Source organism: Ruegeria sp. CDSB136 (genome assembly GCF_059610965.1).
The window spans coordinates 1-15,649 of record NZ_JBXWOP010000039.1 but is presented as its reverse complement, the minus strand read 5'-3'; the positions used below and the strand labels follow the sequence as shown (position 1 = coordinate 15,649).

Sequence of the window (15,649 nt, the reverse complement as noted above, 5' to 3'; positions counted from 1 at the left end):
AGGTCTGCTAATGCATCCCAGCTACCACACTGGATTCACAAGATGAATCCCTCACGCGTTTTGTGCAACAGAGCCTCATAAGAGCCTAAAGTCGGATATGCGGACGAACCTATCGTTCACCGGCAAAGGGAAACTAGCGACTACTTCGGTTTCAGAAAACAGACGCGGGGTTGCGAGGTTATTTCACCCCGCGCAACACTCAATCAAGTGTATTCTTGTGAATCACCCCATCCTTCATGATGAGGTCGATGTTGTTTGTGTAATCGACGAGCAATTCAACGTCTTCGACAGGGTTGCCCTTCACAAGCAGAAGATCGGCGTAAGCGCCTTCTGAAATAACACCCAAGGGGCCATCCTGGTAGGGATTGAGCGGACCCGAAAGTGCCAAAAGTTCAGCAGTCTTCGAGGTCGCTTGCTGCAGGATTTCGTGGCTGCTCCAGACTTCAAGACGATACTTAAACTCATCGTTCTGCTTGGTCAGCGCAACGGGATCCCCGATGATGTCCGTCGAGAAAGCAACGTTCTCGATCCCAAAGTCCTTTATCAGCTGCATTTGTTTTCTTGCACCGGCCTGCACGCTTAGGAATTTTGCACCAGCGCTTGGCCCCAATGCCATGACGACGGCCTCCTCTTCCAAACCCAAGAGCGAATAGAAAGGCACAATCCACGCATCCGCATCCCTAATGGCCTGAGCACCGACTTCGGTCATCAGTTGTCCGTGTTCGATACTGATGACGCCTGCCTCAATGGAGCGTACGATGGATGCGTCTGTGTAGGCGTGCACCATCACGTAGGTTCCCCAATCAGCCGCCGCTTGCACAGAAGCCTCCAACTCTTCGGGCAGTCCCTGCACCGTATGCAGGGGATCAACGCTGGAGGATACGCCGCCTCCAGCCATGACTTTGATCTACACTGCACCAAGCCGCAGGGCCTCGCGTGTCGCACGAAGTGTTTCAGGCACACCATCTGCCAAAAACTCTACGTGCTGATTGAAGAAAGACTGACGCCCGTCAGGTCGCACGCGACATCGCCAAGACCAAGCAATACGACATCTCGATGAAACTCAGAAAGAAGGTCGAGATGCTCTTCGCCCACCTTAAACGCATCCTCGGGATGGGACGGTTCCGATTACGTGGCCCATGCGGTGCAAATGACGAATTTCTCCTCGCCGCCACCGCCCAAAACATCCGCAAATTGGCCAAGATCTTTCCCGCACCGCAGCAAATGCGCAAAGCCTGAATGGAAAGGCACTCGCGCTCTGTTCAAAGCACCACTTTCTGCGTCAGAAACACGTTGTTTTTCAACAGAATGGGCTCGAAGAAGACGTTCGCCCGAACATCGCGAGCGACCGCTATGCGGACCAAGCGGCTTTATGTTCCAACCACTAAGCGTCCGTTTTTGGTGCGGCGTTTAACAAGAACTGGAACCGGGGATGATTGCGAAGAGACTGGAAGTCTGGATCATTTCGCATCCAATCCCGTTGAACGGGGCCAAGGCTCGGATATACCTTCTCAAGACACTCCAAGGCTTTTTCAGTTTCACCGATTAATGCATAAACGCAGGCCACGTTATAACCGTCGGTCGAATAGCTGTGGGTTTCCATGGCAAGAGCTCGACTCAACCACGCGCGTGCCTCATCATACCTTCCCAAGCTGGCCAAAACGGACGCCGACAATTCGAGCGGATCAGGGTTATCAGGATTGCTTTCTACCGCCTGTATAGCCCGCTTAAGGCCCATCTCAAGGTAAAGGTCACGTTCATCCAGACGTCCGAGTTCGACGAGGTCGGCAACAAGTAGGAGTGGCGACCGATAATCGTCCGGCTTGATTTCAAGAGCGCGTGTAAAATGATAGGCGCTTTGCTTATGATCCAGTTGCCCCCGGTGATAACGAGCAAAGTTATGATGCGCATCATAACAAAGCGGATCAAGCGATAGCGCCCTGCGATAAGCTACAACCGCGGCTTCATTCTTCCCGACAATCTGCAATGCCAGTCCAAGGGAGGCATGCGCTTCTGCCAAGTTAGGATCGAGATTGATGGCACGTTGAGCCATGCTGACAATGTCTTCTGACGGAAAATCTGTGCCATGCCAATCGTTAAGCCTTGCTTCGCACTCAGCCAACCCCAAGTAAGCGCGGGCGTAGTCAGGATCTTGCTGCACTGCTTCAAGGAAAAGCGTACGCGCCTTTTCAAGATAGTTTCTGGCACGCATGTGAAAGTAGCGTCGCCCCTTAAGGTAAAGAGTATAGGCGTCCACACTTTCCGTGTGCGCCTTTTCGGCGATATCAGAGTCAAAAAGCCTAACCTGCAACTGATCAATGATTTTATTGGTTATTTCGTCCTGAAGTGCGAAGATGTTAGATAGGTCCCGGTCATAGCGTTCTGCCCAGAGATGCCCGCCCGTTACACCGTCGATCAATTGAGCTGTGATGCGTAGGCGGTTGCCCGATTTTCGAACACTGCCTTCAAGAATGTTGCGTACGCCTAAGTCTCGGGCGACATCCTGCAGTTTCGTTGGACGGCCTTTGTAAGCAAAAGCTGAGTTTCGCCCAACCACAAAGAGACCTGAAAGCTTTGAAAGATCAGTGATCAAGTCTTCAGCGATGCCATCAGCAAAATACTCCTGCTCAGGGTCACCACTCATGTTCTCAAAAGGAAGAACCGCGATTCTGGGATGACTGGAGGCGTTTGCTATTGCAGGCTGCATATCGCCGGTTTGAGATCGAACGTGAAAAACTGGAACGGCGCCATCGATGTTTTTTAGCAGTTGTTCGCCTGCGTCATCGAAAGTGATGCCAAGCTTATTGCCCACCTGATCGCGAACCACTCCCGAAACAGCGATGCCACCTGGTTGAGCCAGCGCCTCAATGCGGGCCGCGATATTGACACCTTCGCCGAATATATCGCCGCCCTCAAAGAGCACGTCGCCCATGTTAATGCCGATACGAAAGTGGATCTGTCGATCTTCGGGAACGCCAACGTTTCGTTTGGCAATTGCCTCTTGAATGACAAGCGCGGATTCTAAAGCGCTAACAACGCTTGCAAACTCCGCAAGAACTCCATCCCCCATAAGCTTAACGATGCGTCCGCCAGCTTGGTTGATTGCTTCATCGAAAACGTTGGCGAGAATTTCTTGCATCTCTGCCAAAGTGGCAACCTCGTTTGCGCCCATCAAACGGCTGTAGCCGACTACGTCTGCGGCAAGAATGGCGGCTAGGCGTCTTTCCATTGGCACTTGTCAACTCCGATTGTCTCGAGCATATCACCGATATGATGATGAACGGCACTCAAAATTTGGTTCAGTTTAATCCTACATTGCGTTTCAAACACGGCAGTTCCATCGACCGTGGCTTGTCCAATACAGGCTAACCTTGCTCGTCATCGCTGGTTTGAAACCTCTCCACAGACATAGAGATGGGGTACACTACAACCGCACGCGAGTAATTCCTGCCGTTTCGATTGTCGGCCTTGGGCTCAGAGGGGTAATTCTCTGTACTTGGTATGAACGACCACTATGCGGGACAAAGCTTACATTGAAGCATTGTCCGCGTAATCGCTCTAGATCTCCTATGCTCTGTCTGGCGGAAATCTGAAGTTCGAGAACATCGGTCTTTGGTGTAGCTGGCTGACAAACATCTTTTTAAATTCGAAGTGGTGTGGCAACGTTTCGCCATCCTGAAGAACTGCATGCTAGTGTACAGACTTCCACCATGAATCTCATAAGGAGAAGACATGCTAACGAAAATTCTAACGTCTGCATTTTTCGTGATTTTGCCCGCACTCAGTTTTGCTCAAACAGCTGGGCGCAGCGTTACCATCGAAGCCGACGCGACAGTTAAGTCAGTTGATCCGGACACTCGGCTCATCGTGCTGCAAAACTCAGAGACAGGTGAAGAAGAGACCATTCTTGCAGGACCGGAAGTCAAAAACTTCGATCAAATTGAAGAGGGTGACACAGTCAAAGCGATGTACACACTGGGGATGGCTGCAAGCATTGCTTTCCCTGACGAGGTTGACAGTTTGGTTGAATTGGAAGGCCAGGCTGCAGAGGGATCAACACCGGGCATGGCTGCCGGAACAATGGTCACCTTGATTCTGACTTTTGTGTCCTTCGACAACGCGAGCTCAATCGCCACTGTGACGGACAGCAGTGGTACAGAACAAATGATCGAGGTTGAAACAGACGTTGGTCGCGAGTTTGTCGAGCAGCTTAGCCCGGGAGACAAAGTAGCTCTGAGCTTCACGGAAGGTCTCGCCGTGGGAATTGTCGAAGAATAGGCGTCCGCAGCGAAACCTCACTAGGTGAACTCTTGTTTCCTCTTTCACCACCGATAAAAAGCTCGTTCCATCGCTTCCCGCATCCCAAGCCACGTCAGCGACCGCTATGCTTTTGTAATTTCGTAGCACTCAGTCCCCTTGCTAACTTGAACACGATGTCAAAAACGCCGATGCCATTTCATTCGGACTTTCCTTGGCTTATTTCACAATTTGATACGAGTTCGGAGTTTGTTATGATTGGACCAGTGCGTTGAGAAGAAATAGATGGCCTCCCAGCGACGTCACTCACTTACATCACCGGGAGGCGACCAGACACGTCTGGTGGATGCGGCAGCAACAGAGGTAATTAAGATTTGCTAAGCACCCCAATACTTGAATCCAAAATGCACCAAATCAAGTATTTTTGCGCGCGCTAAATTTGTTTCTCACTCTCTTGGTGCTTGCTTCCATACTCTACCCTACTGGCCCGCGTTAGAAAACGTGGCCGTGCCGTGCGATTGGTTGGTCACGAGGTTAGTCAGCAGAGTCTAAAATTAGTAGGCAAGGCACCTTTTTTGCTACCTGCGGCTCAACGCACATTCGAGATAGTTTGGCAAGGCACATGGGCAGACTAAATCCCCGCGTTGCCTATCATCTCAGGTTAGGGTGGCGCGGGGAACTTTGATCCAACCCGCGATCCGCACCGTAATATGGATACCCCAAACTGCTTCCCGCGTTGTTCAATTGGTTTCCCTCCGAACAATGCGGGTTTTTTGGGGATTGAGGGGGTAACGAGTTTTCCGTCGCTAGTGGCCGATCGGGTCGGTGAATTCCGGTCCGGTCGGCGTTAGATGATCAAACGCTTGGCTACCGAAATCGTTCCGCAATTCAGGAAAAAACGAAGCCTTTTCCCTTCGGTTTTGAGGCTTGTTTGCAAGAACGGCGTTTACCGCCTATCTTCGCATCCTCATTTTGCGATATTTTTTTTGGGAGCGTATCTATGAAAACTACAACTAAGATTGTTTTTGTTTCGGCTGTTCTCGCATTCGGCGCAACGTTAGGGCACGCCAAGGACAAGAACATTCTGCCGAAAGACAATGCAGAGTTTGTAAACTACGGCGAAGAATCCGGCTGGAACATCTTTGTAGACAAGAGCCGGAATACCTGCCTGATTGAACGGGTCGATGAGAATACAAACGTTGTGCAAATGGGTCTGACCCCAGACAAGGAGTTCGGCTACATAGGGGTCTTCACCAAGGCGGACATTGAGTTCGAAGATGACAAGGTTGAACTGCTCATGGACAACAAGTTGTACTACGGCGATACAACAGCGGCGCCACCCAATCTGGCAGATGGGTATAAGGGTGGCTATTTGTTGGCCAACAACCCCGACTTCGTGGCAGATGTGATGGAGCGCGAAGCCATGATCGTAATGCCGGAGAGCAATTTTGCCTTCGAAGTGAGCCTTGCCGGTACGAAGAAAGCGATTGAAGCGGCGCGTGAATGCAATGCTTCTCTCACCAACTGATTTGTCTCAATTTCTCAAGGCCGCTCACGTTGTGGGCGGCTTTGTTTTGGCAAAGCGGTCTCAAAGACTGAGGAAAGCCGACGTTCAATGCTGTCAAACGCATCGAAACCCGGTTCGCGGCCGGATAATTTATCTGCCCCTGCGCCTGAACACGAAACGGCAAAGATAGAAACGTCTGCGTCGATATAGCAGGGACCCACCCTTGCAACTGTTCAGATAAAACTTGAACCGCTCTTCACCAACGATCCTGATCGCAGCGTTACTGTTGGCTATCAGCCCCTTTGCCCATTCGGCCAGAGTGTATTGGTAGTCTTCCGGGCGGTTTTCCATTGAAACCAGTTCCAGATGCGGATGGGACGCTTCGATCACGTCCGCGATTTCTGGCAGGTCACTTTCGGGGAAAATCTCATGTATCCTATTCATATCACGCTCTGCCGGACCAGCGTCACCCCACGTCATGGTCTGTAGGGAAAACCGGCCATCTCGCGTCATCCACTCGGCACAACGCCGGAACAGTTCCGAGTAAATTCGCAGCCTTTCTTCCCGTGACATACTGGGTTTCACGAAGTGCTCAAAAGCGCCGACGCTGACAATGGACTCGTAGGGCTCTTCAGGTTCATGATGTTCGTAGCTTTGCAGAGCCGCGGTTACGTTGGGCAGGCCTAAAGACCCGATGTAACGATGCTGAAGGGGGCTCAGTGTAAGGCCGTGTGCCGAGGCGGCTCCCAGTCGTTTGACCCCAGCGCTCAGCAGAGTGCCCCAGCCACAACCGATGTCCAGCATGCGGTGCCCCGACGCAACATTCGCGGCACTGAGGTGATAGTTGATTTTTTCGTCCTGCGCTTCGTCCAGTGTCATGCCCGGTCGCGTGAAGCGCGCTGCCGTGTAAGTCATAGATCTGCCGAGCCAAAGCGAAAAAAAATCGGCGGGCATGTCGTAGTGAAACTCAATAGCTTCCTGCGACGCCCCGGAGTTTGATTCAGTCATTGGCTGCCCCCGGCTTCAGCGAGTTCAGGCGATCAGCAATGTCTTCGATTCTGTCTTCAAAGTCGAGGAAATCATCAGGTAACAGGACCTGAGATTCGGCCTCAAGATGGTCGATGAGTTCGACGGCGCCAATGGAATCAATCCCCAGAGTAGATACGGTATCCGAACCCGAAATGTGGCCGTTTACAAGATGGTTCGGCAGGACCTTCTCGCTGGCGAGATCGCGCAGAATTGAGATCAGCCGATCAACTGTCCAGTCATTCCGGTTTTTCTGGTCCATCAAACCCGTCCTTCCCTAAATAGTTGCGCCGCCTTCTGGCGCATGAGTTTTCCACTGGAGGTGCGCGGTAAACGCCCTCCTATCGCATTTCTGATTACATCGACCTGTAAACCCAGTTCGCCAGCCACTGCAGCGCCCACCTTACGGGCTTGATCATCATCCCAGTTGCGACACTCTACTAGGAGAACAATCTCTTCCCGGTCTGCGCCTGAACGTATGCACGCAAAGGCCACGGCGCGTCCAACGCCTAGGTTCAGCGCGTTTTCCGCAACCGCTTCAACCACCGTTGCAGGGAATGCTTCCGCGCCCCGCTTCAACACGTCCTTCGTTCGACCGGTAACATACAATCGACCGCCATCCATGAAACCCAAGTCGCCGGTATCAAACCACGCGTCCGATGCGAATGCTTCAAGCCCGAGGTAACCTTTCAAAACTGATGGTCCACGGACCTGGATATGCCCCTCATCACCGGCGCCAATCTTGGTTCCGTCTTCGGTTACGATCCGGCACTCCATATCCGGCAGCACTGGCCCGCAGGAGATGTACCCGTTCCTGACAGACCACGTTTCACCAGAAGCACCACAGGAAATGCCTACGACAGTTTCCGCCATCCCATAGGTCGGCTGCACCACCCCTTTGCGCAATCCTGCAGCGGAATATGCCTCCTCGAAAGCGTCAACCACTGCCGGAAACACCATCTCGCCGCCGATCCATGCATATCGAAGAGCAGTCAGGTCCACATTTTTGGCTGTCCGGCGCGTCAATAGTTTCAACGCTGTGGGCGGAGCCGTTGTAATAGTACCACCATAGTTTGAAATCGTTTCCAGCCACGCGGCCGGGCGACGTACAAAATACTCAGTTTCCATGAGTACTAGGTTCGCTTTGCGGCTCAATGGAAGCAGAACTGCCATGAGGCCCATATCGTGATAAAGAGGTGCCCAGGACACCATCCGATCTGCCTCTGACAACTTTGATCTCTGCGCTATTGCGTCCAGGTTGGCCTTAAGTTGCCCAAAGCGAACTACGGCCCCCTTGGCCCCGCCTGTGCTGCCCGAGGTGAATTGGACGAAAGCAATGTCGTCCGGGCTTCGATCTGCCAGAAAACTATTTGGATCTAAGGATAAATCCGATTGGGCGTTGTCTTGCGGCAACTCCAGCGTGTCAACTGCAGCATCCAAGGCCTCGGGCAAGTCTGTGCCCGTCTCCTTGAGCAACAGTCTTGGCTGCAGAACGGACCAGACATCATCCACACGGTGCCGCGACCGTTCAGTCGCAGTCCGACCCGCAAAGGAAGGCAGCACACAAAAAGCCGCGCCTGCGGACCAGCATCCGAACATTGCCGCGATCTGGTCTTCGCCTCGGTGCAACCACATGGCGACGCGATCACCCGGCGATACACCGTTCGACTTCAAAAGCTCCGCGATCAGCGCGGCGCGACGGGCGATGCGTGCCCTCGGAACCGCCACACCATCTGGAGACGATTTTCCAACAAACACAAAATGTTCGGGCCAATACATTTTCATATGGAAAATCTCTTTATGCCATTTTCTAAAAGATGATCGAGTCTGAGTCAGCTATCAACTGAAAATGGTGAATCCTGCCGGACTACTTCTATCGCCCTTCGGGCAAACGACCTACAGCGCGGTCGGACTCATCTGTCACCGCATTCAGCGCTTTTTGCAAACTAAGTCGAAGCCTTTCGGTTTCGATGTCGTCTGGAAAGCTCGAAACGGCTTCGTGCCATTCCCGGCAAAACAACACGCCGCGAGTCCACAACGCGGGAAACCACATCTTGTCCCAAGTCGGCAGGACGTGGACCCGTCGCGCCGAGTAACTAACCAAAAAAACGCGTTTCGCAGAAGCGCGTGCCCAGGTTACTGGGGCAAGCGAAGCAATCCTGGCTGGGCCTCTAGGGCCATCTGCTGCCACTCCAAGAGATACTCCCTCGCGAATGCCTCGCAAAACCGCCCGCGACAGCGCGACATGGCGTTGGTGCGAAGACATGCTGATCGTACCCAACCCAAATCGTTTGACAACATTTCCAGCAAGCTGACCAGCTCTTGAAGAGGATGTAAGCGAACAAATTGGTCCAAGCGAAGGGTCAAACAAGTACGGCGACATCATCAGTCGTTGGTGCCAAAGCACGATGATTGCGGGCTCGCCGCTCCGCAATGAGTCTTCGAGGTCTTCAAATCCGATCCTCTCCCACCTTGATGTCGAAAATGCCAGCCAAATCCATGCCGCTACCATTGCTTCGACGCTGCGGTTGAGCCACGGGATGTCTGCAATTTTTCTTTTTTTTCCCATCACTTTTCACCGGCAACCGTTGTGGCTATCTTCGGCAACCGGGTTAATGAAAGCAATAAAGAGCTGGAAGATTCTTGTGCTGCGATGAACAAGTCTCTTCAGCAGGCAGGGCCCGCGGGTCGATATTCAGTCAGCACAAAGAAGGATTTTTTGGCTAATTGGCAATTTAGCTCTCTGCGGCTGAACTAAAAACTTCGGTCATTCATGTTACTGCGCGTGCTGTTGCCAGAGCAGAGGTGCTTCCGGTTTGGGCTCGATTTAGTAATTCGCGGCTTTCGGCGTGAGCGACTGCTTCGCGAACGGCGTGGCCGTCGGCTCCGCGTCATCCACTGCCCTAGACCTTCGGATTCTGCTGAATTTTGATGCAATTCAGGCTAGAAGCGGTCGGTCAGCACGAAACTTGCGAACGACAGCTTTCTCAAGCCGATTGTCAGAGCATTCGGCCAAGCCTTTGAAAACATCGGACCAGCTCAATTAGCGTAATGACTGCTTTTGGGACTAGGTTGCAAGTCGAGCTGCTGACTCGCCGCAAGGCCGCTTCTAGCCCAAAGCAGAAACGCCAAGCGATTACGCAGAAAAACCTAATCGCACCAAAAAACAGTTGTCAGTAATCCTACGCAGTTTCCGAGGATAGCGCCCATAGATTTATGTCCTCTTCCGCACTGACCTCATTAATCCTGAAGAGTTCCGCTTCGGTAAAATCCATATTTTCGACCGCAACGGCGCAATCCACACATTGAAAATCGCCCGAAAGGGCGTGGCACTCGACAACCGCGACGTCTATATTCAGAACCAGCTTGGGTTTGCTTATCTCTGTGCCGGACTGTGGGATGAGGCCGAGGCGCAATTCAACAAGACACTTTCCATGATAGAAAGCGAGGCGGAGTCTATTGCTTGGTGCGGCTATGCTTTCCTACTGCTCGGCCAGCGCGAAAAGGTGCGAGCAGTGGTTTCGGAAGCTATGGGACTGGATCCGCTGCATCCGTCTGCCATCGAATGGATTATGGGTCAGGTCGAATTTTTCAACGGCAACTATGAAGCAGTGCTTAGTTTTCTAATGGGAGCAGCGCGGCTGAACTCATTGGCCACTGCATTTGTAGCTGCGTCTTACGCGCAGCTCGGACGAGAGCGAGACGCCTCCGACGCATTGCGAGAATTCGTCACCGAACGTCACGATGAGTTCACAAGTCGAGGTATTGTGGTTGAGGATGACACAGTAGATTGCTTGGCCAGCGGGTTTCGGTCTATGTGGCGGCGACCGGATCATTTTGAGCGTCTTGCCAATAGGCTACAGGCGGCAGGTATGACCGGCTGAAGCCGGATATTACTCTATTGTCCAACCGCCGCGGCCTCAACTACGCGTTTCTCTGCGCTTTGTTTTTTCGGCGGTTCGCAGCCCAAAGCAGACTCATAAGATCGAGTCTTAGACAGGTCCATGAGCGCGGATGGGGGACGGTGGACCCAACTCACTTGAATATTTGATTTTATGCACGCTTTCTCGTACACATATGCTTTATTTTTTTGTCTTGGGGGCAGTCATGAGAACTCATTTTGAACCCACGATTACGTTGTATGCTGCAACCGCCTTAGCGCTTTCATTTGGAACGCAAGCAGTTGGCTTTGAAGGCGAAGTGCCTCCTGATACGGTGGTCCCCGCACAGACCTACTCTCCGTTTGTTGACCGATCTTATCCTGATAAAGTTCTGTTTGGTGATCTTCACTTCCACACTGAAATCTCATTCGACGCAGGGCTTGTTGGGACTTCTTTGAACATCCACGACGCCTTTCGCGTGGCCCGCGGTGAGAGGATAACTTCAAACACTGGGCAACCTGTTCAACTCATTAGGCCTCTCGATTTCCTCGCAATTACTGAACACGCGGAAATGTTGGGACTTGCGACCGCCGTTCGAGCAGCTGACCCTCGGCTTTTGGCTGACGAGTGGGGTCGTTTGACTTACGAAAGGTTCAATTCTGGGCAAGAAGGTCGGATGGAGGCGTTCGCTGATATCATCGAAATCGCATCAATCGAAGGGCGAGACCCGACCGCTGGATTGGATTTGGACGGTGACCTTTGGCAACAAATCGTGGAAACGGTCGACGAATACTACGAACCCGGCGTCTTCACATCATTGGCTGGGTACGAGTGGACATCAACTCCGAGAGGTAACAATCTCCACCGAGTGGTGATCTTCGGAGACGGCGCCGATAAGACCGGTCGAACCCGCCCATTTACCTATTTTGAAAGCGAAGACCCTGAGCCGCTGTGGGACTATCTGGCTGCGTACGAAGAAGAGACGGGCGGAAGCGCAGTATCTGTTCCGCATAACGGAAATATATCCAACGGAATAATGTTCGCGCCTACGAAATTCGACGGAACACCTATGGATGCGAAATACGCGGCCAAACGCATTCGTTGGGAGCCGATGCATGAGGTAACCCAGATTAAGGGGGATGAGGAAACGCACCCATTCCTGTCACCTGATGATGAGTTTGCGGATTTCGAAACCTGGGACGTTGCGAACATCTCGGGCACCGTCGCAAAGACCCCTGAAATGTTGCGCTACGAGTATGGGCGCTCTGCGTTGAAGGTCGGGCTCGAAGTTCAGCGGAAGACAGGCGTTAACCCATTCAAGTTCGGCTTCTACGGCACGACGGACACGCACACCGCGCTCCCAACCACGCGCGAGGACAACTACTTTGGAAAGTACCAACACACAGAGCCTTCAGCGAACCGTCACAACTTTGATGTAATCCCGGCCGAAGACCCGGCATTGCGTATCATTACGGCACAGGAGTCGGCTGCGGGCCTCACCGCTGTTTGGACCCGTGAAAATACCCGCGAGGAAGTCCATAGTGCTATCAAGCGCAAGGAAGCCTACGCGACGACCGGGCCGAGAATGCGAGTCCGGGTCTTTGGCGGCTGGGATTTTGATGCCGATGATCTGTACGCTGCGGATTTTGTTTCCAACGGTTATAAGAACGGCGTGCCGATGGGCGGAGACCTTAGGAACGCGCCTGATGGGGTTTCTCCCAGCTTCCTGATCCGTGCGCTGCGCGACCCAGACGGCGCGAACCTCGACCGAGTCCAAATTATCAAAGGCTGGGTTGACGAGAATGGCGAAACCCATGAGCGGATCTTCGACGTGGCCGTCTCCGATGGCCGAGAGATTGGAGAGGATGGCCGTGCACACGAACCAGTAGGCTCGACGGTAGACATTGAAAGCGCGACATACAGCAACTCAATCGGTTCCGTGGAGCTCGCCGGTCATTGGCAAGACCCAGATTTTGACCCGAACAACAACGCGTTTTACTATGTGAGAGTGATCGAAATTCCAAAGCCGCGATGGACGACCATAGACGCAGCTTTCTACGATATACCGCTGCCCGAGGCGGTTCCCGCAGAAGTCCAAGACCGTGCTTACACATCGCCGATTTGGTTCAGCGCCGAATAGTAAAACTAGTATTGCGACAAAGCAGGTCTTGATCATTTTCGATTCCCATGGAACAAGTTGGCAACCAGCTCCAATGGCTCGAAAGTCTCCAAAGCGTGAGGACGTCGTCTGGTTCAGTTGCAGGACAAATCAAAGACCTGTTCTGGTGCCACCGTGTCTTCTCGCTGGTAACGCCGGCAGTGGCCGCACGCTGTACTTTGCAAAGTCTGCTTCCATTATTCTGTTAGTCTACACCTTGGTAGCAGGATCAATTGGGCCCAGGCTCTAGCAGCGCTTTGGCGAAGACACGGGTGTATATCGGGATGACGACGGCGCCGTGCGGGTGGTTTATCCATCCATCACAGCAGAGTCGTTGTTTCAGGACTCGATGCCAGCATTGAGACGCACAGTCAGGGGCAATGGCCTCGTAACGGCCGCCCTAATTCGAGCTTTGAAGCGCATTGCTGAAGAAGTTCCCAAAGGAGACTTGCGGGTTGTTGTAGATGAACTATCGGCGGTCAGAGATGAGACCCGAGAAAGCGATATGCTAGAGCGCGATATTGATAAGTTCTGTGGCCACGTCGAAACCGCAATTGAAGGGACTTAGTCAACCGTCCTGGACATTTGCAGTCCAGTTCGGCAGGGGGGCTTGTGAGTGGGCCATCCACCAACTTATCGTGAAGTGCTTAAACGTCGGGATTGCCTCTAAATTCAAAAAAAGACAAAAAGCGGGCGATGAATAATGACAGCAGCGCTGGAAATTGAAATTGAAGTGTCCTTGAAGTTAAATAGACTGAGAACTAACGGAACAGTCAATTCGTTGAGAGGTCATCATGGCAGCTCCATTAGTCCAAAACTGGGAACTGACCGCGGCCGTAAAGGACATAGCCGACTGGCTGGTTCAACAGGGCTTGGAGAATGCTCCTGTGGAGCTCTGGCTAGAAGCATTCTGCAACCGTCTTGTTTCGGCAGGAATTCCACTTCAAAGAGCAAACATCACAGTGCGCGCTCATCATCCGGAGATTGGGACAGTTGCTTTCCGCTGGCACAGAGATGGCGGAAATGAACGACAGGACTTTGTCCGAAGATCGGATGCGCCTGAGGAATACGTTCTAAGCCCGATTTACTACCTTTTGGCAAACAACATTGAAGAGATCAGACAAGACCTTACAGTCGAAGAACCAGAGCTCAACTTTCCGATCTTCGACGAACTTCGCGAGCGCGGTGCAACTGACTACTTTGCTGTCAAACGGTTCTTCCTTGTTCAGGACAACGCTACGCCTGTTGACCCGATGCAGGCCGAAGAAGGTGCCATTATTTCGTTGGCAACCGACGCGAGCGGGGGCTTCACAAGCCAGCAACTTGACGGTTTGCGTCAACTGATATCTCCACTTTGCCTGACGCTGAAGTGCGGGGCAAACCGGCTGATGGCTGAAGACATAACCGCCGCGTACTTGGGAAAAGACGCCAGTAGGCGCGTTCTTTCCGGGGACATCACCCGAGGTTCATCGGAAACTATTTCAGCGGTGATTTGGTATTTTGATTTGCAAGGATTTACCAAATTGTCAGAGGCGCTTCCGGGGGATTCAATCATAGAATTGCTAAACGACTACTTCGCGGAAGCTGTTGACGTAGTCGAACGCAATGGCGGTAACGTTCTGAAATTCATGGGAGATGGAATGCTTGCCATCTTCGATATCAATCAAGTTCCAGAAGCTCGCCGCGTCGCAATTCACGCGGCAGCGGAGTTGCGGGATACCTTTGAGGATCTCAACCAACGACGGCAAGCGGATGGTTTGCCAACGACCGGCTTCACTCTTTCGTTGCACGCAGGCGATGTTCTTTACGGCAATATTGGCGGTAGGTCTCGCTTGGATTTCACAGTGGTCGGCCCAGCGGTCAATACTACCTCCCGCATTTTAGGCATGTGCAGCGCGCTCGATCAGAACATTGTGGTTTCCGACAAGGTGGCGGGCGACTTGGTGGGCTCTATTCCAAGTCTTGTTTCCCTGGGGCAATACAGATTGCGCGGAGTTGCTGAAAGACAGGAGCTGTTCACGATAGACTAACTGCCGCTGTTTGGAAGCTGCCGCAATCGGGAGTTGACCTGCGTCAAAGCATAGGTGGCTGGATCGCTGCTAAGTTGTTTGACACATGGAACAGAACCGTTGGATCAAGTACTCGCGCAGAGCGGCATTCTTGGTCATAGTGATTGCAGTGTCAGGGTGCACGGGCAGGCACCACCAAGGCAATTGGCATGGCCACGGCTTAGAAGGTTGCTATGGACCTCACCACGACGTCGATCGCGAGGTCCATTGCCGAACGCTCGAGTGAACTTGAGCCATACGCGACGCAACTCACAAAACGTTTGGCGACCAGTGTTACTTGGATTGAGATTCAGATCTTGTATCGAAACTGCCCGTTTGATGCTCAGTCCGGTAACATTGAAAAGTTTGGCCTTGGCACAATATCTTTGTAGTCCCATGAGGAAGCGGAGAAGAGACCAATGAAACGACGCGAATTTTTACTAGCGGGTACAGCAGCAGTGTTAGCCACTCCTTCCGTCGGTCAAGAAGCCCCACTCATCAAAGTCTACAAGACGCCAACCTGCGGCTGTTGTGCCGCATGGGTGGATCACCTGATTTCCGCAGGATTTCGCGCCGATACACTGAACGTGGAACAGGAGCAGCTGTGGTCGCTTAAAGAACAAATGAAAATCTCAGATGAGCTTTCCAGTTGCCACACTGCAATTGTTGGGGACTATTTTGTCGAAGGTCATGTCCCGGCAGAAGACATAAATCGACTTTTGGCCGAACATCCTGAAGGCCTCGGCCTGACAGTTCCAGGCATGCCAATGGG

General features: G+C 52.5%; 12 protein-coding genes and 1 pseudogene. 7 read left to right on the top strand and 6 right to left on the bottom strand.

Annotation, left to right across the window (positions count from 1 at the left end; all coding sequences use genetic code 11):
* Window positions 1-199: 199 nt before the first annotated feature.
* Window positions 200-898, bottom strand: coding sequence for an amidohydrolase family protein (locus AC2FIR_RS23495; RefSeq protein ID WP_496748043.1), 699 nt, complete (start codon window positions 896-898; stop codon window positions 200-202).
* A gap of 107 nt (window positions 899-1,005) precedes the next feature.
* Here AC2FIR_RS23495 and AC2FIR_RS23490 point away from each other — a divergent pair.
* Window positions 1,006-1,239 (top strand): annotated as a pseudogene (locus AC2FIR_RS23490) (transposase); the annotation flags it as partial.
* Between the two features lie 145 nt (window positions 1,240-1,384).
* On the opposite strand, the gene AC2FIR_RS23485 reads toward AC2FIR_RS23490, so the two are convergent.
* Window positions 1,385-3,229 (bottom strand): TPR end-of-group domain-containing protein, encoded by a 1,845-nt coding sequence (locus AC2FIR_RS23485; RefSeq protein ID WP_480915356.1) that lies wholly within the window; start codon window positions 3,227-3,229, stop codon window positions 1,385-1,387.
* 503 nt (window positions 3,230-3,732) lie between these two features.
* Here AC2FIR_RS23485 and AC2FIR_RS23480 point away from each other — a divergent pair.
* Together AC2FIR_RS23480 and AC2FIR_RS23475 are read left to right on the top strand one after the other, a co-directional pair.
* The gene (locus AC2FIR_RS23480) at window positions 3,733-4,278 is read left to right on the top strand and encodes a hypothetical protein (protein ID WP_496748039.1); all 546 of its coding nucleotides are present in this window, start codon (window positions 3,733-3,735) and stop codon (window positions 4,276-4,278) included.
* A gap of 979 nt (window positions 4,279-5,257) precedes the next feature.
* Window positions 5,258-5,785: a hypothetical protein gene (locus tag AC2FIR_RS23475; protein ID WP_480527129.1), complete on the top strand. Its 528-nt coding sequence runs from the start codon at window positions 5,258-5,260 to the stop codon at window positions 5,783-5,785.
* A 129-nt stretch (window positions 5,786-5,914) separates the two neighbouring features.
* On the opposite strand, the gene AC2FIR_RS23470 is transcribed toward AC2FIR_RS23475, so the two are convergent.
* The 4 genes from AC2FIR_RS23470 to AC2FIR_RS23455 all read right to left on the bottom strand — a co-directional run bounded on the left by AC2FIR_RS23470 (window position 5,915) and on the right by AC2FIR_RS23455 (window position 9,359).
* Entirely contained in the window at window positions 5,915-6,772 is an 858-nt protein-coding gene (locus AC2FIR_RS23470; RefSeq protein WP_480492251.1) for a class I SAM-dependent methyltransferase, read from the bottom strand.
* Window positions 6,765-7,052, bottom strand: a complete 288-nt coding sequence (locus AC2FIR_RS23465) for a phosphopantetheine-binding protein (protein ID WP_170682848.1) — start codon at window positions 7,050-7,052, stop codon at window positions 6,765-6,767. Before AC2FIR_RS23465 ends, AC2FIR_RS23470 begins: the two co-directional genes overlap by 8 nt.
* Window positions 7,052-8,575, bottom strand: a complete 1,524-nt coding sequence (locus AC2FIR_RS23460; protein WP_496748036.1) for an AMP-binding protein — start codon at window positions 8,573-8,575, stop codon at window positions 7,052-7,054. The genes AC2FIR_RS23465 and AC2FIR_RS23460 overlap by 1 nt, the downstream gene beginning before the upstream one ends.
* A gap of 88 nt (window positions 8,576-8,663) precedes the next feature.
* On the bottom strand, window positions 8,664-9,359 hold the full coding sequence (locus AC2FIR_RS23455; RefSeq protein WP_496748034.1) for a lysophospholipid acyltransferase family protein: 696 nt from the start codon (window positions 9,357-9,359) through the stop codon (window positions 8,664-8,666).
* Between the two features lie 757 nt (window positions 9,360-10,116).
* On the opposite strand from AC2FIR_RS23455, the gene AC2FIR_RS23450 reads away from it, so the two are divergent.
* From AC2FIR_RS23450 to AC2FIR_RS23435, 4 genes are all read left to right on the top strand, one after another.
* Complete coding sequence (locus tag AC2FIR_RS23450) at window positions 10,117-10,674, top strand: tetratricopeptide repeat protein (RefSeq protein ID WP_496763382.1); 558 nt, start codon at window positions 10,117-10,119, stop codon at window positions 10,672-10,674.
* A gap of 223 nt (window positions 10,675-10,897) precedes the next feature.
* A complete protein-coding gene (locus AC2FIR_RS23445) occupies window positions 10,898-12,811 on the top strand; it encodes a DUF3604 domain-containing protein (protein ID WP_496748031.1) in 1,914 nt (637 codons plus the stop codon).
* Between the two features lie 812 nt (window positions 12,812-13,623).
* Window positions 13,624-14,859 carry an adenylate/guanylate cyclase domain-containing protein gene (locus tag AC2FIR_RS23440; RefSeq protein ID WP_496748030.1) on the top strand — a complete coding sequence of 412 codons (1,236 nt, stop codon included), beginning with the start codon at window positions 13,624-13,626 and terminating at the stop codon, window positions 14,857-14,859.
* 437 nt (window positions 14,860-15,296) lie between these two features.
* Window positions 15,297-15,649 (top strand): DUF411 domain-containing protein (locus tag AC2FIR_RS23435; protein WP_496763380.1); only part of this gene is annotated, 353 nt, incomplete at its 3' end.